The organism is Novosphingobium sp. (assembly GCF_019748365.1).
GTDB lineage: Bacteria > Pseudomonadota > Alphaproteobacteria > Sphingomonadales > Sphingomonadaceae > Novosphingobium.
The window spans coordinates 15,586-39,987 of sequence record NZ_JAIEPN010000104.1; the positions used below are offsets into that span (position 1 = coordinate 15,586).

Genomic DNA, 24,402 nt, shown 5'->3' on the forward strand with positions numbered 1-24,402 from the left:
TGGGAAGGGAAGAAGGCCCTTGCAGGAAACAGAGCTCACCCTGATCGAGAACGGGCTTGTCTTCGATGGCACTGGCAGTCCGGGCATCGTCACCCCGATCCTGTTCGGCTCCACGATCCTTCGGCTAGGGCCAGAGGCGCTGCGCCTTTGCGAAGGGCGGGCCGTCACGCGGATCGACGCTGCCGGGGCCACGGTCATGCCAGGGCTGGTCGACGCGCACTGCCACATCAGCTTCGATGAACCCTTCAGCAACGACGAGCTGTTCTTCCACCGCCGCGAGGGCCTTGCCGCGATCATCGCCGCCTACAATGTGCGCAAAGTGCTGCGCGCCGGGGTGACGACGATGTTCGATGCCGACACGATCTTCGACGTGTCGCTCGATCTGCGCGACGCCATCGAATGCGGTGTGACCGAAGGCCCGCGCATGCGCTGCGGGGGCAATGCGCTGTTCACCTCCGTCGGCGGGACGGCCGGGCTGCTCGTGCCGGACGAAGGCAGCATCGGCTATCTCAAGGTAACCCGCACGCGCGACGAGATCGTCACCGAGATCCGCCGGCAGGCCAAGCGCGGGGCGGACTGGATCAAGATCCACGTCACCGGCCTCATCCCGCGCCAGCGGCAGGAAGGCGAAATTCAGGTCTGGACGCTGGACGAACTTAAGCTCGCCGCCGACACCGCGCACGAGGTGGGGCTCCCCATCGTCGGCCATTGCCGCAATGCCTCGAGCACCCGCGATGCCGCCCATGCCGGTTTCGACATGATCCTTCATGCCACTTATATGGACGATACCGCGCTGCAGGCCGTCTGCGATGCGCGCGTGCCCATCGTGCCCACGCTGACCTTTCAGGCGGTGCTGGCCGACCACGGCACAAAGATCGGCGCGAGCCCCTATCTGCAGGACCTCTTCGCCAAGGAAATCGAGGAAAGCAGCCAGCAGCTGCGGCAGGCCTATGATGCCGGCGTGCCGATGGTCTGCGGCACCGAGAGCGGCTTTTCGATCACGCCTTATGGCGAATGGCACTGGCGCGAGGCGCAGATTCTTGTCGAGAACCTCGGGCTGACGCCGCTGCAGGCGCTGTCCTGCGCCACGCTCGAAGGCGCGCGGGCGCTCAAGCTCGACCATTGCACCGGCAGTCTGGAGCCGGGCAAGCAGGCGGATGTGATCGTGGTCGAGGGCGACGTGACCGGCGATGTCACGCTGCTGGGCCGCGAGGGCGCGATGCGGCATGTTTTCCACCACGGCCGCGCGGTCGATCTGGCGCGCCCGCTGCCGGAGCGCCGCGATCCCCCCTCGTGGCGGGTTTCCAACTATTCGACCACTGCCGCAACTCGCCGTGCAACGGGTGTGTGGACCCCGAGACCATGACCGAGCACACCATCACCAGCTTCGACGCCTGCTCGCGCACGCTGCGCCAGACGGAGCTGCGGCAGGCGCTCTACGATGAAGCCGCGGTGCTGATGGAGCGCTGCCTCGTCAATCTCCACGGCAGCGAACACCGCGCCCGCCGCAACGTCGAGGCGACGGTATTCCGCAAGCCCGTGTTCGTGGAATACGAGCGCAATATCCTGCCGCGAACGCTCGACGAGACGCTGCAGCCCTTTCTGGAAGCCGGGCGCGGCGATCTGGTCGATATCGGCTACCGGATCATGATGAACCTGACAGTCGATTTCACCGGGATCGACCGCGTCAAGCGCACGCCTGAGGAGACGGCGGAGCTGCTGCGCTTGCTCAAGGAATTCAGCCTTGCGCCCGCGCTGGGCCAGTCTCCGCCGGAAGACCGCCCGGAAAAGCGCGCCCGGATCGAAGCGGCGATGGCCGAATTCCGGCGGCAGTTCCTCGATCCCTCGCTGGCGCGGCGCCGGGCGCTCAGGGCGCAAGCGGAAGCGGGCGCACTATCTGCCGATGCCTTGCCGCGCGACGTGCTGATGGCGCTCGTCATGGGTGAAGCCGATCTTGGCATGACCGAGCACGAATACCTGCAGGAAGGCATCTTCTTCACGATGGCCGGGGCGCACACCACGATCCATTCGTTGACCCATGCCGTCCACGAAATCCTGTGCTGGATCGATGCGCACCCCGAAGACGCAGCGCGCCTGCGCGATGATCCCTTCTTCATCCAGCAATGCGTGTTCGAGAGCCTGAGGCTCCATCCCTCCAGCCCCGTTTCCAAGCGCCGCACCACATGCCCGCTCGCGCTCGCCGATGGCAGCGAGGCGAACGCGGGCGATGTGATCGTCGTCGATCTGCGCACGGCGAACCGGGAAACGGATATCTTCGGCGAGGATGCGGATCGCTTCAATCCGCATCGCACTGTCGCCGGATCCGCGTTTCCCCATGGCATCTCGATGGGTGTGGGCGCCCATGCCTGCCTCGGCCGCAATCTTGCCATCGGCGTAGAGCCGAAGCCGGGCAGTGATCCCGCCGACCACCAGTTCGGCACGGTGCCCCTTATCGTCGAGGCGCTGCTGAAGCGCGGCGTCCGTCCCGATCCCGCAGCTCCGGCGCAGCTCGACAAGGGGATCACCCGCATTTCCTGGGCCACCTATCCCATCCTGTTCGACCCGTCGCAGGCGCTGATCTGATGGCGCGCCACCGCATTGCCGCGTTTCGCGACTGCGAGGCCGCCTTGCGCAATCGCGATCTGAAGCAAGCGCTCTACGATGCCGGCAAAGTGGTGATGGAGGGCGTCCTGCTCACCCTGCACGGCGAGGAACATTCGGCGCGGCGCGCGGTGGAAGTGCGGGTCTTCCGGCGGAACTTCTTCCATTACTATGAGAGAGTAGTCTTCCCGCGTACATTGGCCGAGACCCTCGCGCCCTATCTCGCGGCGGGCGGCGGCGATCTCCTCCAGATCGGCTATCGGCTCACGGTCAATCTCACTGCCGACTTTGCCGGCATCGACCGCCCGACGCGCAGCGCGGAAGAGACCGAGCGCCTGATCGCGATCACCAAGAAGCTCGGCGAAGGCGCGACTCTGGTTCATAGCACGCGCGATCACGCCGAAGTCAGCGCCGAAGTGGCAGCGGTGCAGGCCGAGCTGCGCGACCGTTTCTTCCTGCCCTCGCTCGCGCGCCGCCGGGCCTTGCTGGCAGACCGCGATGCCGGGAGGATAGCGGACGCCGACCTGCCGCGCGACGTGCTGATGACGCTCCTTGCCGGCAACGACGAGCTCAGCCTGAGCGAGGATCAGCTCCTGCGCGAAATCGCCTTCTATCTGCAGGCTGGCGCTCATTCGACGGCGAATGCGGTGGTGCATGCGCTGTGGGAGATGCTCGAATGGACAGGCGACGACAAATCGCGCTGGGCCCGCCTCGATGATCCGGTCTTCATCCAGCACTGTGTGCATGAATCCCTGCGCCTGCATCCCGCGAGCCCCGAAGCTTGGCGGACCGCGACATTCCCAGTGAAGGTGGCGGGGATCGGCGACGTCGCTGGGCAGGACCGGGTGGAGCTCGACCTCTATCTGGCCAACTGCGACCGGACTATCTTTGGCGAGACCGCCGACCGGTTTGAGCCCGATCGCGAGGTTCCCGGCACGGTCCTGCGCTCCGGCCTCGCCTTCGGTATCGGCTTGCACACCTGCCTTGGGCGGGAACTCGATGGCGGCGTCGTGGCACGGCCCGGCGCTGATCCATCCGAAGCCCAGCTTGGCATCGTGACGCTGATCCTCGTCGAACTGCTGCGCCACGGTGCGCGTATCATCCCCGACGATCCCCCGCAGCGTGACGCGGGAACCTTCAGGCCGAACTGGGGACGCTTTCCGGTTCGCTTCACGGCGAAAGGCGCTTGATGAAACATGCTCTCGTCACCGGCGGCGCGGCTGGCATCGGTGCCGCCATTGCCGCTGCCTTGCTCGAACGCGGCTACCGGGTCGCGGTGGCCGATGCCGATATCGCCGCGGTGGCCGTTTCCGAGCGGCTGACAACGCATGTCTGCGATGTTTCGGATGGCAGCGCCGTCACCGCGCTGTTCGATGCGCTGGGCGAAGTGCCCGATCTGGTCGTCAACAATGCCGGGATCGTCCGCTTCGGGGCGCTGGCGGACATCGCGCTCGAGGATTTCCGCCGGGTCGTCGAAGTCAACTTGATGGGCGTGTTCGCCGTCACCAGCGAGGCGGTGCGGCGGATGCTGCCGCGCGGCACCGGCCATGTCGTCTCGCTCACCTCGATCAACGCCTATGGGCCGGGCCCCGGCTCCGGTGCCTATCCCGCGACCAAGAGCGCGGTGCTGCAACTGATGCGGCAGTTTGCGATGGAGTACGGTCCGCACGGCCTGCGCTTCAACAGCATCGCGCCGGGCTTCATCGACGGCGGCATGTCCGCCCCGATCTATGCCGACCCGAAGGTTCGCGCAGTCCGTACCGCAGGCGTGCCGCTGGGCCGGTTGGGGACGCCCGAAGACGTCGCGAATGCCGTATGCTTCCTCGACAGTGACGAGGGCGGCTACATCAACGGACACGACCTCGTGGTGGATGGCGGGGTGACCCATGCCGTGCTGAAGAACCTACCGCGCGCATGATTTCGGCCGATCCGCCGCGCCTGATCCTCTACAGCGACGGCTACAACCACCCGTTCGCGCAATCGAGCGAGGCTTTGGCGGCGATTGCATCCGGCGCAGGAATTGCCGTCACGATCACCTCCGATCTCGCCGATGCACTCGCAAAGCTGAGGCCGGGACGGGATGTTCTGGCCATCAACGCGCTGCGCTGGTCGATGACCCAGTTCGAACGTTATGCGGCGGATCGTCCGCACTGGGCGGGCAGCCTGAGCGACGAGCACCTCGCCGCGATGACGGACCATGTGACAAGCGGCGGCGGCCTGCTGGCGATGCACACCGCTGTGATTTGCTGGGACAATCAGCCCGGTTGGCTGGAGCTGCTGGGCGGCGGCTGGAACTGGGACCGATCGTATCATCCGCCGCTCGGGCCCATCACCGTAGAGCCTTCGCCTGCCTTGGCGGCCCCCTTCGAGCTTGTCGACGAAGCCTATCACCATCTCGATCCAGCGGCGGACTGCGAGATCATGGCGACCGCCAATGCCGGACAGGGGGCCCAGCCTGTCGTTTGGCGGCGGCGGCACGGATCGGGCCGGATCGTGGTGGATGCCCTGGGGCACGATGCCCGCTCGCTGAGCGCGGCGGGGCATGTCGCCATCCTGCACGCCATGCTGGGCTGGCTTTGCGAGAAAGAGACCGCGCATGACGCTTGAGGGCAAGAGCATACTCGTCACCGGAGGCGGTTCCGGGCTGGGTGCGGCGATGGCCCGCCACTTCACCAGCCGGGGCGCAGCGGTGACCATCAGCGGGCGGCGCGCCGAGCGGATCGAGGCGTTGTGCGAAGAGATCGGCTGTGCCGGGGTCGTAGGCGATGTCACGCAGGCGGCTGATCGGGAGGCAATGGTTGCAGCGGCGGCTGAAAGAGGCGGCGGGCTCGACGTGCTCGTCAACAATGCCGGTAACATGTACCGCACCCCCATTACTGACCTCGATGAAGCGCAGCTCATCGGCCTGTTCCACACCAACGTCGTCGGCGCGATGATGCTGACCTCGCTGGCAATGCCGCACCTTGAAGCGGCCAAGGGATCGGTGCTGTTCTTCGGCTCCAGCCACACCCGCCGCGCGTTTCCCGGCGCCTCGCCTTATGCCGCGACGAAGGGCGCGCTGCAAACCCTGACCCAAGTTCTTGCAGCGGAAATGGGGAGCCGCGGGGTACGGGTGAACTGCATCGTGCCCGGCGGCGTGCTCACCGAGATCAATGTCCGCGCCGGATTGCTGAGCGAGGCCGAAGCAGCACAGCGCTATCGCGACATGGCCAGCCTGCAGGCGATCGACCGGCTGGGCGAGGGTGCGGATGTGGCCGAGGCCGCCGAGTACCTGATCGGGGCAGGCTGGGTCACCGGCGCGATCCTCGATGTGGACGGCGGGCTCGGGCTCGGCGTGTCGCGCGGCTAGGCGCGCAGCAGGCGGCGCGCGTTGTCTGCCAGCAGCGTTTCCATGCCGTGCGTCTCGGCCTGTTGCGGTGCATCCCAGCCGGCAAAGTTGGTCCCGTAGACGAGCCGGTCGCGACCGGCGCGCTCGATCAGCAGGTCGAGCGAGCGGTCGTCGTGCATGTGGATGTCGTACCAGATGCGGCGCAGCGCATCCTCGAACTGGCCTTCTTCGCGAAGGTATGCAGGCACCCATTGCCGTTTGTGCGCGGCATGGCGCAACCGCCCCCAGACGAGCGCCAGCGCTCCACCGCCATGGCTGATGCACACATCGAGCCCGGGGTGGCGATGTAGCACGCCGCCGAACACCAGCGTCGCCAGCGCCGCCGTCTCCTGCATCGCGAAGCCGAGCGTGATGTCGAGCTCGAACTGCGTGAAGGCGGCAGGCCCCGGAGGCCCATCGATGCCCGCCGATGCCGGGTGGATGAACAGCGGCAGATCCAGCGCCACGACGGCTTCGTAAAACCGGTCCATCACCGGATCAGCGAGGCCATGCGGCATGTCCGTGCCGATATAGGCGGCGCGGAAGCCCAGATCGCCTGCCGCCCGGCGCAATTCGGCAATGGCCGCATCGATATCCTGCATCGGCAGGGCCGCCGCCGCGCCGAGCCTCTCGGGATAGCGCGCGACCACGGCGGCCAGCGCATCGTTGTGTGTCCGGCAGAAGGACGCTGCTTCGGTTGCCGGGATGAAGTGGAAATAGGTCAGCGGGTTGGGCGAAAGCAGCTGCCAGTCGATGCCGATGCGGTCCATCGCGGCAATCCGGATATCGGGGTCCATGAAGGCGCTGCCGCGATAGCGCACACCGCGCAATGTGTAGTCCCCGATGCGGAACACCGGCACGCCCGCGTCGTCGTAAAGCTCCGGGCCGAACCGCCCCGCCGTACCAAACGTCTCCTCGATCACGGCGTGCGCGTGGATATCGATGACGCGGGCGGCGGCGAGGCTCATCTCAGGCGTAGCCCCGCGCCGATCCGCCATCCACCGCGATGGCCGTGCCGGTCATGTAGCTGGCGACCTCGGAGCCGAGGAACACGGCGAGACCGGCGATTTCCTTGGCCTCGGCAATGCGGCCGAGCGGAATTTGCGCGGCCATGGCGGCTTCGGCCGGGTTGGGACCGTCCCCGGCGGGTCCGAGGATCTGCTCGATCCGGGCGGTGCGGGTGAAGCCGGGGCAGACCGTGTTGATGAGCACATTGTCCCCCGCCACCTGCTGCGCCAGCGTCTTCGCCCAGCCGAGCACGGCCATGCGAATGCTGTTCGACAAGGTCAGGTTCGGCACCGGCTGCTTCACGCCGACCGAGGAAATGATGACGATCCGGCCCCAGCGCCGCGCGCGCATCGCCGGCAGCACTGCGCGGGTCATGCGCACGGCCGACATCAGCGTGAGGTTGGTCGCATTGAGCCAGGCGGCATCGTCGAGATCCTCGAACAGCCCCGGCGGCGGCCCGCCAGCATTGACCACCAGCACATCGACCGGGCCCAGTTGCGCCGCCACCTCGCGGGTCATCGCCTCGATCTGCGCCGCGTCGGTAACATCAGCCTGCAGCGCGAGGCAGCCGGGCATTGTGGCGGCGGCAGCGGCAAGCTTGTCGGCACCTCGCGCGCAAATCGCGACGCGCGCGCCTTCGCCATGATACCCCTGTGCGGTGGCAAGGCCGATGCCCTGGCTCCCCGCGGTCACCAGCACCACCTTGTCCTTCAATCCGAGATCCATCTGCCTCAGGCTCCTTCCCGCCAACCTGCTGCCGCCGCGCACCGGACTATACATCTGAGCGGCCGGCGATCCTGCGTGCCCCTCTCTTGACACGGCGACCCTGCCTTGGGAACCATCGAAATCAATACAATGCCGCAGGCGGCGACGCCATGGAGAGACCGCCGGATGCTGACGCCTGCCGCCATTGCCGAACTGCGCTCTGACTGGCGGATTCTGGTCGCCTGCGCGCTCGGCATTGCGGCGAGCGCCATCGCCTTGCCCTATTACAGCATCGGCGCGCTGACCAAGCCGATCGAGCTCGAAACCGGCTGGTCACGCAGCGACATCCAGTTCGCGATTGCGTTCAGCTCCGGCCTCGGCGCGCTAACGGCACCGGTGACGGGCTGGCTGGTCGATCGCTACGGGGCTCGCAAGGTTGCCTTGCCTGGCTTTGCGGGTGTCGCACTCGGCATGATGATAGCGGCGCTGGCCGGCTCAACAGTTGTCTTCTACCTCGGTTTCGCTCTGACAGCGCTGCTGGGTGCGGGAACCAACCCGGTGGTCTGGTCGAAGGTGGTGACCTCGCGCTTCGATCACGCGCGCGGCACGGCGCTGGGGCTGGCGCTGGTCGGCACGGCCTTGTCCGCCATCCTGCTGCCCCTGCTGATCACCGTGTTGGTCCAGCGCGCGAACTGGCACGTCGCGCTTGCCCTGGTAGCCATATTGCCGCTCGTTGTTTCGCTGCCAATCGCGTGGTTCTGGCTCCCGGCCGAGCCTGTCTATCGCTCCGGTGCGCCGGTGCAGCCTGCCGTTTCGATCCGCAGTGCCGTGCGCAGCGTCCGCTTTGCGATCCTCGCCGTCTCGATCCTGTGCGGCTATCTCGCGGTCTCGGGCGTGCTCACCAGCCTCGTTCCCGCCTTCACCGACCGGGGCCTTGCGCCCGCGCGGGCAGCAGTGATCGCCGGTACGGTGGGCCTCGCGATGATCCCGGGCCGCGTGCTGATCGGCATGCTGATCGATCGCTACTGGGCGCCGGCGGTCGGCTGCGTGATCCTGTTGATCCCTGCCGCCGCCTGTCTGATCCTCGTCAGCGCGACGGACAGCCTTTCGCTTACCCTGTGCTGCCTTGCGCTCGGTCTTGCCGCCGGGGCTGAGCTCGACCTTCTGGCGTTCCTCACCGCGCGCTATTTCGGCCGCGCCCGGTTCTCGAAGCTCTATGCGCTGCTCTATGCCGGCCTTGCGATCGGCAGCGCCACGGCCCCTGCCATGTTCTCCCGCCTGCGCGAGGTTTCGGGTGATTACGCGGCCAGTTTCCTGTCCTCGGCGGGGCTGTTTGCCGTAGCGGGCTGCATATTGCTCCTGCTCGGACCCTACCCTAGCATTCCAGACCCCAGCGCCGAGGGTTCGCACAGCGATGCCGAGTGACCCAGTTGATCAGGAACCGGATGGCGACGAGAGCGCCCTGCCCCCGCTGGCAGAGCGCATTTCGTTCCTGGTGCACCGCGTGGGCGCGCATATGGCGCGCATCTCGAACCCCTGGTTTCAGGAAGCCGGCGTCGATCTTGTCACGTCGCGGATGATCGTGCTGCTTGCCGAGCGCGGCGAACTGACCGCCGGCGAGATCGTCAAGGTCATGGCGCTGCCGCAGTCGACGATCTCGCACCAGCTGAAGCGCCTCGAAGGGCTCGGCTACCTGACGAGGGAAGTCGGACCGCAGGATTCGCGCATCGTCATCGCCCGGCTGACTCCGGAGGGAATCGAAGTGGCAAGGCGTTCGAACGCGCTCAGCCGGGAAGTGGTTGACGCACTGGTCGCAGCGATCGGCGAGGACGACCTGCCGATCGTCCGGGCCGCCCTGAAGCGAGCCGACGCCGCACTCGAAGCCATGTTCGAGGCGCGCCAGTCGTCCTCCGGCCCGCGCCGCAAGACCGCGAGGCTGGAGCGCTAGAGCCTGCTCGAGGTTCGCCCTTTGATTACAGCGTGCTGACCAGTGAAAGCGCCGCCCAGACGGCCGGATGGGCCGCATCGGCAAGCTGTGGATCATCGAGCAAGGCCACCATGGCGCGGCGCAGCGCTTCGGGCCGCGAGAGGCCGCGCTCGGCGCCTTGCACGGTTGCAACCGTGAGCCTTGCCGCCGCATCGTCGCGCAAGGGCCATGACGAGACCAGCAGGTTGCGGGCACCGGCGCGCACGAAGGCGCTGGCCAGCCCGCTCAATTGCGGCGCGCCGGGTTCCGAGCCTGCGGCGCTGTTGCAGGCCGACAGGATGACCCAATCCGCATTGAGCTGCCACTGGGCGATTTCGCTGGCGGTCAGCAGATCGGGCGTTTCGCCTTCGGACGACAAGGCCAGCGCCGCCTCGCCCGCGCGCCCGCTTTCGCTTGGCGCCAGCCCATGCGTGGCAAAGGCGATCACCCGGAAGCGGTCCAGCGCCAGCGCGTTCAGCTTGCGGCGCGTGGCATCGGCCCCGGTCAGCACAACCGATCCTTCGGCCGTCAGGGCAGCGCTCAACTGGCGCAGTTCGGCCGCCGCACCGGGCAAGGGCGCCAGTCGAACCACTCCGGCCACGTCGATCTGCCCTGCCCTGACCGCCAGCAATGGCCCGACGGGCTTTGCTGCGGCAGCAGGGATCAGCGGATCGCCGACCCCCAGAAAGGCAAGGTCTGGCGCGCGCGCCGAGCGGCTTTCCATCCGCCGCATCGAAAGGCCGGACAGGACAGTGATGGCGTGGCACCGCACCATCCAGTTGACCTTGCCACCGGCGGCGCGGCCCGGTGCGATCAGCAGGCCGAGCGGCAGCTCGGCCAGAACCCCGCGGGGGACGTAGAGCAGGTTGGGGTGCGCGGCCAGCACCGGGCGAAGCGCTGGCGGAAACAGCAAGGTGTAGAGCTTGCGCGCGGCCTGCTCGTCGAACCGGGCGCGGCCCGGCGCCGCCGCATAGGCATCGATCGAGGCGCGCACTTGCCGGACCACAGCGGCATAATCCCGCGCAGCGCCGCCACTGGCGCTGAACAGTCCCTCGCGCGTGATGGCCACCGTGGTCGCCCGGCTGTCGCTGACGAGGGGAATGATCACCACCTGATCCGGCGCCAGTCCGGCCCGGAACGTGGCAAGATCCACCAGCGCGGGATGGGTCCGCCGCACAAAATCGGGCAGACGCGCGGCGAGTTCGGCCTCGCGCCGGGTCACGTCCTCGTCGGCCGCCAGAATCGCGGCGTTGAGGTCTTGCCGGCCGGCCCGATCTTCGGGCCCCAGGGCATTGCGCTTCGCCGCCAGCGCCTGCCGCGCTGTCACCGCCTGCTGGTAGGCGAAAAGGCGCTCGGCGGTGAGCGGATCGTCGCTGGCGCGCCGGGCGAAGGACTGGGCTTCTGCCGTGGTGATCTCGCTGATCGAGATCAGTTGCAGCACCTCGAAAGCCAGCTCGGTGTCGCCCGCATCGAGGGCCATCTGCGCAAGGGCAATGAAGCTGCCCAGCACCAGCGAGCGGTAGCGGATGCGCTGGCGTGCGTTGCTGTCGGTGGCGAGCAGCTTGGCGCTGAGCCGTGCCAGCACGGGGCGCGATGCCGCCACCCCGGCCGCTGCGCCCCTCGCCTTGGCCACCACGCGGCCAAAGATCAGTTCGCTGCTCATCCGCCGCAGGCTGTCCTCCGGCATGGCGGCGCGGACCCTGGCATCAGCCGGCTCGGCGATGGCCATGGCTTCGGCCACCTGCCCTTCGAGCGCGAGGACATCGGCAAGGTGCATGCGGGTGAGCGCGATATCGAGACTGTCCTTCGCCAGATGCGCCTCGGCATAGGCGGCCGCCTCGCGCAGCCGCTGCAGCGCCAGTGCCCGGTCACCGCGCTTGTAGGCCGCGTCCGCCGCAAAACGCTTGGTCACGACGGGAGAGATGAAATCGCCCTGCGGCGCTTTCTCGAACCATTCGAGGGCCTGCACCCACAGAGCTTCGGCCTCGCGCGTCTGGCCCTGATAGTCGAGAGCTGCCGCGAGGTTGCCCAGCGCCGTGGCGCGCTGGTTGAGATTGGTCGGCTGATATCTGGCAAACAGGTCGATCGAATGGCGCAGGACCGTCACCGCCTCGGCGAAGCGGCCGGAATTGCGCAGATCGACGCCGTAGTTGTTGATCGTCGATGCCAGCCCCACGCTGCTCTCGTCGACATGCTCGAGGCCCCAGACCACCGCGTGCTCCTGCGCGGCAAGGCTTTCCTCCTGCCGGCCCGAGGCATCCAGCGCGGCGCCGAGGTTGCTCATCGCGGTCAGGGTAGCCGCGGCACGCTCGGGCAGACAAGCCTCGGCCAGCGCCACCATGTCGCGGCTGGCGGCGAGCGAGGTGGCGCCATCGCCCTTTTGCCAGGCGAGGAAATTCCGGGCGGTCGCTTCCCAGTAGCCCTGCACGCTGCGCTGCCCCGGCCTGCCATGCGGCGCGGCCTGCGCGGCTTTCAGCAAGGCCTGCGCTTCGTCGAGCTTGCCGAAGACCACGGCAACCATCGAGGCATTGGCGAGGCGCACGGCGTCGAATTCCGGATCGGGCGCCCGGGCGGCAAGAGCCATGGCGCGGTCCATCGCCGCCTTGGACGCCGCATTGTCGAGCCCGCCCTGCAGATAGGCCTGCCAGGTCAGGCTGCGCACCACGATCTGCTGCGGGACACGCGCGTCGCCTTCCGCCGCAGCGATCAGCGCCTGCCATTCCCGGATCCGGCGGTCGGCATCGGGACCGTCGAGATCCTGTGCGGCCAGCGCCGCATAGCGTTCGGCAAGCGGCGCGGCGGCGGACCAGGGCGAAGGGATCGGGCCGCGATCACAGGTCGCCTGGGCCGGGCTTGCCAGCAGCAGCGCAGCCCCGGCTGCCATGGCCAGCCAAGTCGTTTTCACCGTTCTCAATTGCCTGCCCCCATTCTGGCTGATCCCCGTTGCCGATCTACCGCAGCACCAGCACGAAGCCGGTTGCGGCACGATCGCCATTGCTGAGCCGGACAATGCTCGCGCCGCTGAAGTCCGGCACCCAGCGGCACGATGCGCGCCGCACCGCGCTGCGGCTGCGGCAGATCGTCCGTCCGCCGTCCTCGATCACTTCGAGCGCGAAGTGCCCGGTGCCCGCAGTGGCGACCGCGACCTCGGCCAGCTGACCCGCCAGAAAGCCCTGCCGGAATTCCAGCTTCTCGCCCGGGTTGATCACGCCGCGGCGGAAAGCCGCGCCCAGTGTGCGGCCGCGCATGGGAGGCCGCCTGCTCTCCTCCGGCAGGCGCGCGCGCCAGGCCGGAAACGGATCGGGATCGCCCTCTGCCGAGGCAATGCCACTGGCCTCCAGCGCCGCCAGTGTCTCGGCCAACTTGCGCGTCGGGCGCGGGTGTGCGGCCTGCCGCTCCGCCGCCACCAGCAGATCGGCAAGCCGTTCGGCTTCCATGGCCGGTGGCGGGCTCGAACTCGCCATCGATGACGCGAGGAGCGCAAACAGGGCGATGCCGGCGCGCAGCAACTTCATGACGCAATCTCCATTGGCGCTGGTTCGGGCATATCCGGGCGCGAGATGATGAACCGCGTACCCGGCCGCTCCCCGCCGGGTTCGCGCGCCGAGACGCGGATGGTCAGGCCGTGCCGCTTGGCGATCGCCTGCACCAGCGGCAGGCCAAGCCCATGCCCCCGGGCCTGCCTTGAACGGCCGCGCCCATAGCGCTGGAACACCCGTTCGCGATCGGCCGGCGCTATGCCTTCGCCATCATCCTCGACCACAAGGACCGGCCCGGGATCGAGCGATAGGCCCACAAAGGTCGCGCCGGTGGCGTGCTTCAGCGCGTTGTCGAGCAAGTTCACCAGCAGGCGCGAAAGCTGCATCGCCTCGCCCGCAAGGCGAACGTCCGGGGCGACCCGCACCGCAAGGACCAGCCCCGCTTCGCTGACGCTGGACCGGTAAAGTTCCGCAATCGAGAGGCAGATTTCCGTCAGGCTGACCTCGCTGAGCCCGCTCTGCTCGCCGCGCCCCGCCTCTGCCGCGGCAATATCGAGCAGCGCATCGAGCAGGTGCAGCATGCCCTTGATTTCGCGCGAGGCCTGCTCGGCATGTTCGATCACGACCGGATCGCGCGTGTGTTCGAGGATGTCCTGCAAGCGGGCGTCGATCACCATCAGCGGCGTGCGGGTTTCGTGCGCGATATTGTCGGTCACATCCCGCTGGGCCGCCAGAAGCTGGGCGATGCGCTGGCCGATCGTGGCGAGCACCTGATCGAGGGCGTCGATTTCGTCCCCCTGCAGGCCCGCCTGCGACGGTGCAGGTGTTCCCGCCAGCACCGCCATGCGCGCCGCCAGACGGGCGAGCCTCTGGCGTACGCGGGCCGAGGCAAGCAGCCCCAGGATCACCGCGCCGACGGCGAGGATCACCAGCGCCGCAAGGAACTGGACGCGAAGGCCGGCGAGCGCTTCCCGGCTGCCGCGCGTGGTCAGCCCGGCATAGAGGCTGTAGCCACCACGCAGACGCGTGGCGCGCAGCAGCACCGGATAGGGCTCGCCCCGGATCGGGATCTCGCCCGCGCCGGACCGCGCCGGATCGATCGCGGCCAGCGCCGCCGGCTCTACCCGGCCGACGAGATTGCCCGCTTCGACCTGCCCCGACGGGGCCAGCAGCAGATAGAAGGGCTGCTCCCGCTCAAGCGGCACCACCGCCTGCCGATCGCCGATCCGGGCCTTGAGCGCTGCGAGGCCCTGCGCATTGTACTGGTCGGCAAGCGCCTCGATATCGGTGTCGATGGTCTGCATGACCAGCGCATCGCCGACCCGGTCCACGGCGAGATAGACCAGCCAGACCATCACCGCGCTCAGCAGCACGGTGACGGCCGCCATGCGCAGGACCAGCGTCAGGGTCAGCGAAGTGCGCCACCGCGGCGTCATCGGCCTCGCCTCAGCCCCCCATCAGGCGGAAGCCGACGCCGCGCACCGTTTCCAGCACATTGCCCTCGAACCCCTGGTTGAGCTGGCCGCGCAGCCGGCTCATGTTGACGTCGATCACGCTGGTCTGCGGATCGAAGTTGAGGTTCCACACCTCGCGCAGCAGCATTTCGCGCGTCACGGTGTCGCCGGCATGCGTCATCAGCAGCTGAAGGATGTCGTACTCCTTGGGCGTGAGATCCAGCAGCTTGCCGGCCCGATAGGCCACGCGCGATTTCACGTGCAGCTCAAGCTCGCCGAACAGCAGCACCGCCCCATGAGGCTGGGCCGCAGTGCGGCGGATCAGGGCGCGGACCCGGGCCACCAACTCGCCCCGGTCAAACGGTTTGCCGAGATAGTCGTCGGCGCCGGTTTCAAGCCCCTCGGTGCGGTTGTCGCTGCGGGATAGCGCCGAGAGGACCATGACCGGGACCACCGCGCCGATCCGCCGGATGGCGCGCAGCACTTCGAGGCCATCGCTATCGCCCAGCATCCGGTCGAGCAGGATCATGGCATGGCCGCCCCGCGCAGCCGCGGCAAGTCCGCCTTCCGCGCCCTGCTCCCAGTCGACGGCAAAGCCTTCAGCCGTCAGGGTTCCGATGATGATCGCCGCAGCATCGGGATCATCCTCGATCAGCAACAGCCTGTGCGCCGTCATGGTCCGTATCCTGTTTGGCCGATGCAGCGGGGCATGGCCGGAGCGATCACCGGCGGCAACATACAAATGCCGTAAGGCGGGACCCGCACAGCGGCCTGCCGCGTGCAGTGACCACGCGGATATCCAGCACCGGAATATCGGCGCAATGTCCTGGAAAGATCATGCTCGATGGATGTTCTGCCGCCCCCGAGCCGCAGAATTGCGTCACTGTAGCGCGATTGCAAGTATGATCCGCCAGGCCGGATCAATCCGTTTCGTACATTTTCCGTAAGGTTGGCATTTTCAGGATTTGTAAGGTGCTTGCCGCCCCGGGTGCGTCTTTACGCTCTGCCCCAGTGAACGTTGCAAGGGGCATGACATGACTTACAGATCTCTGGCCACCCGCTATCTCGCCGGCGCAGGGCTGACCGTGCTGGCCAATCTGGCCCTCGTCGCGCCCGGTCACGCGCAAAGCGCCGGCATCACCGGGGCCGGCAGCATTCCGGGTGTGCCCAACCCCAATATCGGCAGCGGTTTCCGCGATCTTTCCGGCGATGGAACGACTGTTGCCGGGGTCGTGCGCCTCGATGTCTCCACTTTCCGGGCCTACCGCATCACCGCCAATGGCTACGAAGCGCTGCAGGGCATCGATGCGGACGCCTATGTTCTGGCCAATGGCGTCTCGGACGATGGGACCAAGATTGCCGGCCTGTCCGCGCCGACGTCGTCGTCGCGCGGGGCCGCGGTGCTGTGGGAAGGCACGACGATGACCCAGCTGGGCCACCTCAATCCCACCGCCGGGGTGTTCCAGTCCAGCGCGGCCAATGGCATCTCGGGCGATGGCCGGGTGGTTGTGGGGGTCAGCAGCGTAGCCGGGACCGGCGCCATTCACGCGGTGCGCTGGGTCGACAAGGGCGCACCGGAGGATCTCCACGGCGCCGGGCTGGCTGCATCCTATGCCGCGCGCGCCAGCCGCGATGGCAGCGTGGTGGTCGGCTATGCCACCTCGGCCAGCCGCCCCAACGAAGCCTTCGTGTGGAATGCGACCGATGGCATGAAACTGCTCGGCGTCGTTCCCTCGCAAGCCTCGGATACGGCCGCGGTCAGCCGCGCCGAGGACGTATCGGCTGACGGCCGGGTGGTGGTCGGCTTCTCGCAAGGAGCAACCGACAACTCGGAAGCCTTCCGCTGGACCGCCGCGGAAGGAATGACCTCGCTGGGCCTGCTCAGCGGCGGCAAGACCAGCCGGGCTTATGCCGTAAACGCCGATGGCAGCGTGATTGTCGGCTCGGCAACGCAGCCTTCGGCTGTGGTGGCTGGTATTCAGGACACCGTGGCAATCCGCTGGACCAGCGCCGGCGGCATGAAGACCGTGCTGAGCTGGCTGACCGACAACGGCGTGGCTGTGGGATCGAACACGTTTACCGACGCAGTCGGGGTCAGTGACGATGGGCGGACCATCATCGGCACCGGTCAGATCAACGGCACAACCCAGGAGTACATCGCGCGGATTGCCGGAGAAACGCCGCCGCCACCGCCGCCTCCGCCCACAGACACCGGTACTGGTTCGGGCACTGGCACCGGTTCGGGTACCGGCTCCGGCACTGGTTCGGGCACTGGCTCGGGCACTGGCTCCGGCACCGGATCGGGCACCGGCTCGGGCACCGGCTCGGGCACCGGTTCAGGCACCGGCTCGGGCACTGGCTCCGGCACCGGATCGGGCACCGGCACCGGCGTCATCGGTCTGGTCGATTTCCTGGCCTCGGTTTCGAACAGCGGCATCACCTTCAACACGATCATCAACGCCGCCAGTCTGGCCTTGTTTGGCGCCCATCACCGCCCGCTGCGCGACTTTGCGCAGAACGGCAAGACATGCGGCTGGCTGGTGGGTGATCTCGCGGAAGGGCGCAGCGGGCGCTCGGGCCGGGTCGGTGAAGTCGGCTTGTGCCATGATTTCGGCAAGGCGGTTCGCATCGGCTTCGGCGGCGGAATCGACGGGGTGGACCAAAACCTCCCTCTCGGCGGGAAGCTGTCCGGCGATGGCTATCACCTGATCGGCGAAGTGGATGTGCAGCCGGTCGGCTCGCCCTTGCTGGTCAGCGTGACCGGATACTTCGCGGACTGGAACCTGAAGCTCGACCGGACTTATGCCAACGGCGCCACGCTCGATCGCTCGCGCGGGCAGACGGCGGCCAGAACCTGGGCGGTCCGCGGCCGGATCGACTGGCGCGACATGGTGAAGACCGGGGCCTTGGGCATCTCGCCTTACGCGGCCTTCACCTACAGCCGCGTGACCATCGACGGGTACACCGAACAAGGCGGAGGCTTCCCCGTCCGGATCAATCGCGCCATTTCCGGGAACAAGGAAGCGCGGCTCGGAGCCGTTGCCGCGCTTGGGCTGAACACCCGGGCCGTCCTGCGTGCCTCGGGTGAATGGGTGGGGCGGCTTGACCGTTCCCCCCCGACACTGACGGGCTCGATCATCGGTGTCGGCGCATTCTCCGTCGCCACTCCGCTGCCCCGTGGCAACTGGGGCCGGGTTGGGGCCGATCTCGATCTTAAGCTCGGGCGGGCCGCCTTGCTGAACTTTTCGCTGAACACCATGATCGGCCAGGGTGAAGACGCCCGGGTTTCGGGGAGCGTAGGCCTGCGCTTCGCCTTCTGACCAGCCTGCCCCCTGCCCGGCAAGGTGACGTTCGCCGGGCAGGCTCGGGGCAGCGCGGCGGAGCGAGTGGACCGCCCTGCGAAGACGGCGGCGACGAGACACTACAAATGCAAGGCGCCCATCAATCGGCTCCCTAGAACTGCAACACGCCCGACCGTAAATCGCCGGGTCCTTATTGATGCAGATCTCCAGACAACTTGAGGAAATCTGCTGCCGGCTCCACTCGGGCGCTGCACCGCCTTGGCAAAGCCGCCAGAATGCCCGCCTGCACGCAGGCGCAGACCTCTCACAGCTGCCATCTCCCGGACCAGGACAGCCCGAATCGGGCTTGCGCTCCGGCTTCCTCGTGGCCGCAACGATCAGCAGATTCATCCATATTCCCCCAGATTCCAGCGTATTCTGCTTGCGCAAGGCTGGACGAAGGCCGCAGGCCAAGCTAACCGGCGCGTCCAACCGTTGGAGAATTGGGATCATGAATACTGCTGAACTCGCCGAAGCCGTTGCTGCCAGCGCGGGCCTCACCAAGGCCGATGCCAAGAAGCTGGTCGACACCGTGTTCGCGGCGATTGCCGATGCGGCTGCCAAGGGCGAGGAAGTTTCGCTGAGCGCCTTCGGGAAGTTCAAGGTCAAGGAAAGCCCGGCCCGCGAAGGCCGCAACCCCTCGACCGGCGCCCCGATCCAGATCGCCGCTTCGCGCAAGCTGACTTTCGCCGCCGCGAAGTCGGTCAAGGACAAGCTGAACGGCTGAGTCATTCGGCAAGCTCCACGGAGCTCGCCACGGTGCGGCGCGCGGGAAGCAGTCCTTCCCGCGCGCCGTTCGCGTTTCTGAGGGAGGCCGGCGATGGGCTTCGATGATCTGATGCGCCGCTATTTCGGCACCGCCGACCTTGCCGGCCTGAGCCCCGCCGAGCTCGAAGCCGGCTCCGAACGGCTCGCGGTCGATTTCGGGCTGGAGACCGATCCCGCCCGGCGCTTCGCGCTCTGGGCGCTGATGCACATCCTCGGCTGCTCGCCCGATCTCGAGGTGGCGTTCAAGGATCCGGCGGAACGCGACGCCGCGCGCAATTTCATGGATCTCTACGCAGGGATGGCCGATCCCCCGCAATAAACAGAGGTGCGTGCCCTTTTGCCGCATGGTCAAACCGGCACGCCGCAGCAAAGGACCCCGCCCATGACCGACATCATCCTCGTCGACATCGCAGACGGCGTCGCCACCGTCACGCTCAACCGGCCCGAGGCGATGAATGCCCTCTCGACGGCCCTGCGCGCCCGCCTCGCCGAAGTGATGACCGCGCTGGATGCCGATGAGACCGTGCGCGCGGTAGTGCTCACCGGAGCCGGCACGCGGGCCTTCACCGCCGGGCTAGACCTCAAGGAACTCGGCTCGACAGCCGGCGCGCTCGGTGCGGCCAATGCCGAAGGCGCGTCCGAAAACCCGGTCAAGGCGATCGAGATCTGCCGCAAGCCGGTGGTCGGCGCGATCAATGGCGTCGCGATCACCGGCGGCTTCGAAGTCGCGCTCGCCTGCGATGTGCTGATTGCTTCCACCAACGCGCGCTTTGCCGATACCCACGCGCGTGTCGGCGTCTATCCCGGCTGGGGCCTCTCGCAGAAACTCTCGCGCCTGATCGGCATCAGCCGGGCCAAGGAACTCTCCTTCACCGGCAACTTCCTCGATGCCGCCACCGCCGAGCGCTGGGGCCTCGTGAACCGTGTCGTCGCGCCGGAGGAACTGCTGCCCGCCGCGCAGCAGCTCGCGCGCGACATGGCCTCGATCGATCCCACCTTCCTGCGCAACTACAAGGCACTGATCGACGACGGTTATGCCCTGCCCTTTGGCGAAGGCATGGCGCTTGAGGCCAAGCGCTCCTCCGCCGCCAACGCGGCGGTCAAGCCGGAGGAAGTCGAGGCGCGCCGCCTTGCCGTGCAGGCCCGCGGCCGCAGCCAGTAGGAAAGCCCTCTCCCCTTCAGGGGAGAGGGTTGGGAGAGGGGCTCTGGGTCAAACCGCCACCGCCAGCTCGGTCGCCTGCTTGATCGCCCGCTTGGCATCGAGCTCCGCCGCCTCGAAGGCGCCGCCGATGAGTTGCGGCGAAAGGCCGCGCGCAACCAGTTCGTCATAGAGGCCGCGCGCCGGTTCCTGCCCGGCGCAGACGATCACCGTATCGACATCGAGCAGCCGTGGTTCGCCTTCGATGCGAATGTGGAGGCCTGCATCGTCGATCCGGTCATACTCTACGCCGCCGAGCATCTGCACCCCGCGCCGCTGCAGGGTGATGCGGTGTGTCCAGCCGGTGGTGCGGCCCAGCCCCTTGCCCACTGCGCTCGACTTGCGCTGCAGCAGCCAGACTTCGCGCCCGCTCGAGGCGACTTCCGGGACGACCCCGGTCACCCCGCCGCGCGGGTGGTTCCTGAAATCGATGCCCCATTCCTTCGCGAACACGTCCACATCGAGCGAACCCGGCGTACCCGCATGGGTGATCAGTTCCGCCACGTCGAAGCCGATCCCGCCCGCGCCCATGATCGCGACCTTCTGCCCCACTTCCGCCTTGCCGGTGATCACATCGACATAACGAACCGCCTTGGGGTGATCGATGCCGGGAATATCGGGCTTCCTCGGCGTGATCCCGGTCGCGATTACGATCTCGTCAAACCCGCCCGCCGCCAGCATGTCGGCGTTGACCCGCGTCGCCAGCTTCAGTTCGATCCCGTTCACCTCGATCATCCGGCCGAAGTAGCGGATCGTCTCGTCGAACTCCTCCTTGCCAGGGATCTTGCGCGCCAGATTGAACTGCCCGCCGATCTCCTCTGCCGCATCGAACAGCGTCACCTTGTGCCCGCGTCCCGAGGCAATCGTGGCATAGGCCAGCCCCGCCGGCCCCGCGCCCACCACCGCGATCCGCCGCACGGTCGTGGCCGGAGCCACCGTGATCTCGGTCTCGCGGCAGGCCCGCGCGTTGACAAGGCAGCTGGTCAGCTGGCCGGTGAAGGTGTGGTCAAGGCAGGCCTGGTTGCAGGCGATGCAGGTGTTGATCTCGTCCTCGCGGCCTTCCCATGCCTTCTTCACGATCTCCGCATCGGCCAGCATCGGCCGCGCCATCGAGATGAGATCGGCATCCCCGCGCGCCAGCACGTCCTCGGCCACATGCGGCATGTTGATGCGGTTGCTGGTGATGAGCGGGATCGACACGACATCGCGCAGCTTGCCCGTCACTTGCGCGAAGGCCGCGCGCGGCACCATCGTCGCGATTGTCGGCACCTGGCTTTCGTGCCAGCAGAAGTGCGTGCTGATGACGTCCGCCCCGGCAGCTTCCAGCGCCTTGGCAAGGCTCGCCACTTCCTCCCACGCGAGGCCGCCCTCCAGCATGTCCATCGCGGAAATGCGGAAGATCAGCATCTTGTCATCGCCCAGCGCCGCGCGTGCGCGCTTCACCACCTCGACCGGGAAACGCATGCGGTTTTCCCACGAGCCGCCCCAGCGGTCGGTGCGCTGGTTGGTCTTCTCGACGAGGAAAGTGGAAATCAGGTAGCCTGCCGAACCGATGATCTCGACCCCGTCATAACCCGCCTGCACGGCCAGCGCCGCGCAATTGGCAAAGGCCGCGATCTGCTCCTCGATCCCGTCCTCATCCAGCTCGACCGGCGGCACCTTGGCAAGGCGGGAGCGCACCGGCGATGGCCCCACCGGCTCGCGCACATTGGCGATCGAGCCCGAATGGAGGATCTGCATGCAGATCTTGACGTCCGGATCGGCAGCATGGACCGCATCGGTCACTGTGCGGTGCATCGGCACGTCGCTCGGCTCGCTCAGCTTCGCGCCGCGCCCGCCGCTGGGGTGTGGGGTGATCCCGCCGGTGATGATCATGCCGACACCGCCCTTCACGCGCTCGACGAAGTAGGCCGAAAGCCGCTCTGCCGCATCGGGCAGGTCTTCGAGGCCGGAATGCATCGAGCCCATGATGATGCGGTTCTTGAGCCGGTTGCCCCGGATCGTGAGCGGCGAGAACACCAGCGGATATTTGGGATGCGTCATCGGTCAGGTCCGTTCAGTCTGGAATGTAGTTTGGCGCGCGCTTCTCGAGGAAGGCGCGCATGCCTTCGGCGAAATTGGGGCTGGCGGCGGTCATCAGCTGGTTGCGGTTCTCGATCGCCATTGCCGCTTCAAGGCTCGGCGCATCGACAGCGAGGCTGAGCCCCTCCTTGGTCATGCGCAGCCCGCGCGGTGAGGCGGCCAGCATTTCCGCGACATAGCCTTCCGCCACCGCTTCGAGCTGGTCATCGGCCACCACCTCGCTGACGAGGCCCGTCGCCAGTGCGCGCGGCGCATGGATGAAGCGGCCCGTCAGCATGAGCTCCGAAGCGACCGAGGCACCGACGAGGCGCGGCAGGAAGTAGCTCACCCCCATGTCGCAGGAGGACAGCCCGAGCTTGATGAAAGCCGCATTCATCTTCGCGCTCTCGCCCGCCACGCGGATGTCCGCCGCGAGCGCAAAGGCAAAGCCGCCCCCGCAGGCGGCGCCATGAACCAGCGCGAGGATCGGCTGCGGGCAGCGCCGCATTCTGACGTAGACGTCGGCGAGGTGGCCCTGAAAGCCGAAGCCGCCGCCGAACGGATCAGGCCCGTTTGCAGATTGCCGGTCCTTGATATCAAGGCCGGCGCAGAACGCCCTTCCCGCGCCGCGCATCACCACCACGCGCGTGTCCCGATCATTGAACAGCGCACCGAAATAGTGGGACAGCTCGTCCACCATCTCGAGCGAGATCGCGTTAAGCTGGTCGGGCCGGTTCAACGTCAGCCAGTCCGCCGCGCCGCGTTTCTCGACCGTGATTGTCCGGTAGGTCATGCCGTTCCCTTCCCTCTCCCCGCCTGTTGTTCCACGAGAGCCGCGCCTGCAAACCTGCCCATATTGACAGCGCCCCTCACGCCGCGCCGATCCCGCCCAGCAGCAGGTCCGCCACCCGCGCGGCATAGGCGGTGATCGCCGCCTCGCTCATGGTGTCCCCCGGCCCGAGCCGCCCGGCCTGCGTTTCCATCGCCGCAAGCAGCATGTCTGAGGCGAGCGCAGTGCTCACTCCCTCGCGCAGCTGGCCCCGCGCGCGGCCCCGGCGCAGGATGGCAATCGCCTGCGCCGTCAGTGCGCCGAGCACCGGCCCGATCCGCGCCGCAAGCTCCGGCTGCCCGGCCAGATCGCGCCGCATATGGCGCGCTACCCCGCCGCCCGTCTCGACATAGCGGTTGAGGACGAGCGCACCGAACGCGATCAGATCGCCGCGCAAGGTACCGGTGTCGATCCGCGCCACATCCTGCCAGCGCCCTTCGATCATCGCGCAGAGCAGGTCCTCGCCGCTGGCCCAGCGCGCATAGATCGTCGACTTCCCAACCCCCGCCGCGCGCGCCACGGCATCGAGGCTGAAGCCTGCCCAGCCGTTTGCGCCATAGACCTGCGCTGCCGCTGCGAGGATGCGCGCCTCGAAGTCCGGATTGCGCGGACGGCCGCGGGGTCTGGGCTCGGAAGTGCGTTGCATGGCGTGGTTGTATCTTTTATGGACGGTATTCGTCCAATAATATTTCGAGAGGCTCCGAAAGTGCAGCAAGAGGCCATCGACCGCCCGCTTTCCGGCCTTCGCGTGGTGGATCTCGTGGCCAGCCCGCTCGCCGGAATCGCACGGATCTTGCGTGAACTCGGCGCCGAGGTGATCCGCCTGGAAGTCGGCGGGCGCGGTGCCTGCCCAAAAGGCAACCCCCGCGCCGAACTCGCCTACTGGACCGCCAATCTCGGCAAACGAATCGAAGGGATCGAGGCAAGCGCGCTCGCCGACAGGCTCACAGACGCGGACCTGATCCTCGAGGACCTCTCCCCCGACACAGACTGGATCGACTGGGAGGCCTTGCGCGCGGCCAACCCCGCGCTCGTCCAGATGACCGCAACCGGCTTCGGCCTCGGCAATGCGTTCTCTGACTGGCAGTGGACCGACGGCGTGCTCCACGCGCTCACATCCGAGCTTTCGCGCTCGGGCATCAAGGGCCGCGCACCGCTGCTGCCGCCCGGCGAGATCGCGCTGCAATGCGCGGTGGCGCAGGGCGCTTTCGTGGCGACGGCTGCGCTCACGCAGGCGCTGGTGAGCGGCACCGGCACCCATGTCGACTACGCCGCACTCGATGGCGCGATGCAGGCGCTCGATCCCGCATTCGGCATTTCCGGCAGCGCCACCAATGGCCGCCCGGCTGCTTCGCTTCCGCCGGGGCGCCCGCCCAAGGGCGTGCAGTATCCGATCGTTCCCGTGGCCGATGGCTATGTCCGCCTCTGCGTGCTCGCCCCGCGCCAGTGGCAGGGGATGCACGCGATGATGGGCTCGCCGCCGGAATTCGCCGGCCCCGAATTCAACGACATCATGGTCCGCTTCAAGAGCAAGGAACTGCTCGCCGCGATGAGAACACCGGGAATAAAAGGGGCCACGGATCGGCCGGTAGCACCGGATTAAAAATGGGCCAGTCCTGCTAGAC

The 24,402-nt window shown here is 67.5% G+C and carries 22 protein-coding genes; 13 read left to right on the plus strand and 9 right to left on the minus strand.

What is annotated here, in order from left to right:
* Window positions 1-19 precede the first annotated feature (19 nt).
* Genes K5Q19_RS13235 through K5Q19_RS13260 form a run of 6 tightly spaced genes read left to right on the plus strand, consistent with a single transcriptional unit; the run spans window position 20 to window position 5,950 of the window.
* A complete protein-coding gene (locus tag K5Q19_RS13235; RefSeq protein ID WP_292945934.1) occupies window positions 20-1,366 on the plus strand; it encodes an amidohydrolase family protein in 1,347 nt (448 codons plus the stop codon).
* Entirely contained in the window at window positions 1,363-2,583 is a 1,221-nt protein-coding gene (locus K5Q19_RS13240) for a cytochrome P450 (RefSeq protein ID WP_292945937.1), read from the plus strand. Before K5Q19_RS13235 ends, K5Q19_RS13240 begins: the two co-directional genes overlap by 4 nt.
* Window positions 2,583-3,791, plus strand: coding sequence for a cytochrome P450 (locus K5Q19_RS13245; RefSeq protein WP_292945940.1), 1,209 nt, complete (start codon window positions 2,583-2,585; stop codon window positions 3,789-3,791). Before K5Q19_RS13240 ends, K5Q19_RS13245 begins: the two co-directional genes overlap by 1 nt.
* Complete coding sequence (locus K5Q19_RS13250) at window positions 3,791-4,519, plus strand: SDR family oxidoreductase (protein ID WP_292945943.1); 729 nt, start codon at window positions 3,791-3,793, stop codon at window positions 4,517-4,519. Before K5Q19_RS13245 ends, K5Q19_RS13250 begins: the two co-directional genes overlap by 1 nt.
* Entirely contained in the window at window positions 4,516-5,208 is a 693-nt protein-coding gene (locus K5Q19_RS13255) for a ThuA domain-containing protein (RefSeq protein WP_292945946.1), read from the plus strand. The genes K5Q19_RS13250 and K5Q19_RS13255 overlap by 4 nt, the downstream gene beginning before the upstream one ends.
* Window positions 5,198-5,950 carry an SDR family oxidoreductase gene (locus K5Q19_RS13260; RefSeq protein WP_292945949.1) on the plus strand — a complete coding sequence of 251 codons (753 nt, stop codon included), beginning with the start codon at window positions 5,198-5,200 and terminating at the stop codon, window positions 5,948-5,950. Before K5Q19_RS13255 ends, K5Q19_RS13260 begins: the two co-directional genes overlap by 11 nt.
* Here the strand turns inward: K5Q19_RS13260 and K5Q19_RS13265 are convergent.
* Together K5Q19_RS13265 and K5Q19_RS13270 are read right to left on the minus strand one after the other, a co-directional pair.
* Window positions 5,947-6,936, minus strand: a complete 990-nt coding sequence (locus tag K5Q19_RS13265) for an amidohydrolase family protein (protein WP_292945951.1) — start codon at window positions 6,934-6,936, stop codon at window positions 5,947-5,949. The two genes, K5Q19_RS13260 and K5Q19_RS13265, sit on opposite strands and share 4 nt — an antisense overlap.
* A gap of 1 nt (window position 6,937) precedes the next feature.
* On the minus strand, window positions 6,938-7,702 hold the full coding sequence (locus K5Q19_RS13270) for an SDR family oxidoreductase (protein WP_292945953.1): 765 nt from the start codon (window positions 7,700-7,702) through the stop codon (window positions 6,938-6,940).
* Window positions 7,703-7,867: 165 nt separating this feature from the next.
* Between K5Q19_RS13270 and K5Q19_RS13275 the strand changes: the two genes are divergently transcribed.
* The gene (locus K5Q19_RS13275) at window positions 7,868-9,106 is read left to right on the plus strand and encodes an MFS transporter (protein WP_292945956.1); all 1,239 of its coding nucleotides are present in this window, start codon (window positions 7,868-7,870) and stop codon (window positions 9,104-9,106) included.
* On the plus strand, window positions 9,096-9,629 hold the full coding sequence (locus K5Q19_RS13280) for a MarR family transcriptional regulator (protein ID WP_292945959.1): 534 nt from the start codon (window positions 9,096-9,098) through the stop codon (window positions 9,627-9,629). The genes K5Q19_RS13275 and K5Q19_RS13280 overlap by 11 nt, the downstream gene beginning before the upstream one ends.
* Before the next feature lie 25 nt (window positions 9,630-9,654).
* Here K5Q19_RS13280 and K5Q19_RS13285 read toward each other — a convergent pair whose 3' ends face one another.
* The 4 genes from K5Q19_RS13285 to K5Q19_RS13300 are packed head-to-tail and all read right to left on the minus strand — an operon-like array spanning window position 9,655 to window position 15,256.
* Complete coding sequence (locus K5Q19_RS13285; RefSeq protein ID WP_292945962.1) at window positions 9,655-12,552, minus strand: CHAT domain-containing tetratricopeptide repeat protein; 2,898 nt, start codon at window positions 12,550-12,552, stop codon at window positions 9,655-9,657.
* Between the two features lie 46 nt (window positions 12,553-12,598).
* Window positions 12,599-13,162: a hypothetical protein gene (locus K5Q19_RS13290; RefSeq protein WP_292945965.1), complete on the minus strand. Its 564-nt coding sequence runs from the start codon at window positions 13,160-13,162 to the stop codon at window positions 12,599-12,601.
* On the minus strand, window positions 13,159-14,562 hold the full coding sequence (locus K5Q19_RS13295) for a HAMP domain-containing sensor histidine kinase (RefSeq protein WP_292945967.1): 1,404 nt from the start codon (window positions 14,560-14,562) through the stop codon (window positions 13,159-13,161). Before K5Q19_RS13295 ends, K5Q19_RS13290 begins: the two co-directional genes overlap by 4 nt.
* Before the next feature lie 10 nt (window positions 14,563-14,572).
* Entirely contained in the window at window positions 14,573-15,256 is a 684-nt protein-coding gene (locus tag K5Q19_RS13300) for a response regulator transcription factor (protein WP_292945970.1), read from the minus strand.
* Between the two features lie 358 nt (window positions 15,257-15,614).
* Between K5Q19_RS13300 and K5Q19_RS13305 the strand changes: the two genes are divergently transcribed.
* From K5Q19_RS13305 to K5Q19_RS13320, 4 genes are all read left to right on the plus strand, one after another.
* Window positions 15,615-17,900 (plus strand): autotransporter domain-containing protein, encoded by a 2,286-nt coding sequence (locus tag K5Q19_RS13305; RefSeq protein ID WP_292945973.1) that lies wholly within the window; start codon window positions 15,615-15,617, stop codon window positions 17,898-17,900.
* Between the two features lie 472 nt (window positions 17,901-18,372).
* Complete coding sequence (locus K5Q19_RS13310; RefSeq protein ID WP_292945975.1) at window positions 18,373-18,648, plus strand: HU family DNA-binding protein; 276 nt, start codon at window positions 18,373-18,375, stop codon at window positions 18,646-18,648.
* 93 nt (window positions 18,649-18,741) lie between these two features.
* Window positions 18,742-19,008 (plus strand): hypothetical protein, encoded by a 267-nt coding sequence (locus tag K5Q19_RS13315; protein WP_292945978.1) that lies wholly within the window; start codon window positions 18,742-18,744, stop codon window positions 19,006-19,008.
* Window positions 19,009-19,071: 63 nt separating this feature from the next.
* Window positions 19,072-19,851: an enoyl-CoA hydratase gene (locus K5Q19_RS13320; RefSeq protein WP_292945981.1), complete on the plus strand. Its 780-nt coding sequence runs from the start codon at window positions 19,072-19,074 to the stop codon at window positions 19,849-19,851.
* A gap of 48 nt (window positions 19,852-19,899) precedes the next feature.
* Here K5Q19_RS13320 and K5Q19_RS13325 read toward each other — a convergent pair whose 3' ends face one another.
* From K5Q19_RS13325 to K5Q19_RS13335, 3 genes are all read right to left on the minus strand, one after another.
* Complete coding sequence (locus K5Q19_RS13325; protein WP_292945983.1) at window positions 19,900-21,930, minus strand: NADPH-dependent 2,4-dienoyl-CoA reductase; 2,031 nt, start codon at window positions 21,928-21,930, stop codon at window positions 19,900-19,902.
* Between the two features lie 13 nt (window positions 21,931-21,943).
* Entirely contained in the window at window positions 21,944-22,741 is a 798-nt protein-coding gene (locus K5Q19_RS13330) for an enoyl-CoA hydratase/isomerase family protein (protein ID WP_292945986.1), read from the minus strand.
* 76 nt (window positions 22,742-22,817) lie between these two features.
* Window positions 22,818-23,423, minus strand: a complete 606-nt coding sequence (locus K5Q19_RS13335) for a TetR/AcrR family transcriptional regulator (RefSeq protein WP_292945989.1) — start codon at window positions 23,421-23,423, stop codon at window positions 22,818-22,820.
* Window positions 23,424-23,483: 60 nt separating this feature from the next.
* Here K5Q19_RS13335 and K5Q19_RS13340 point away from each other — a divergent pair, with 60 nt between their 5' ends.
* Entirely contained in the window at window positions 23,484-24,380 is an 897-nt protein-coding gene (locus K5Q19_RS13340; RefSeq protein WP_292945992.1) for a CoA transferase, read from the plus strand.
* The last annotated feature ends 22 nt before the right edge of the window (window positions 24,381-24,402 follow it).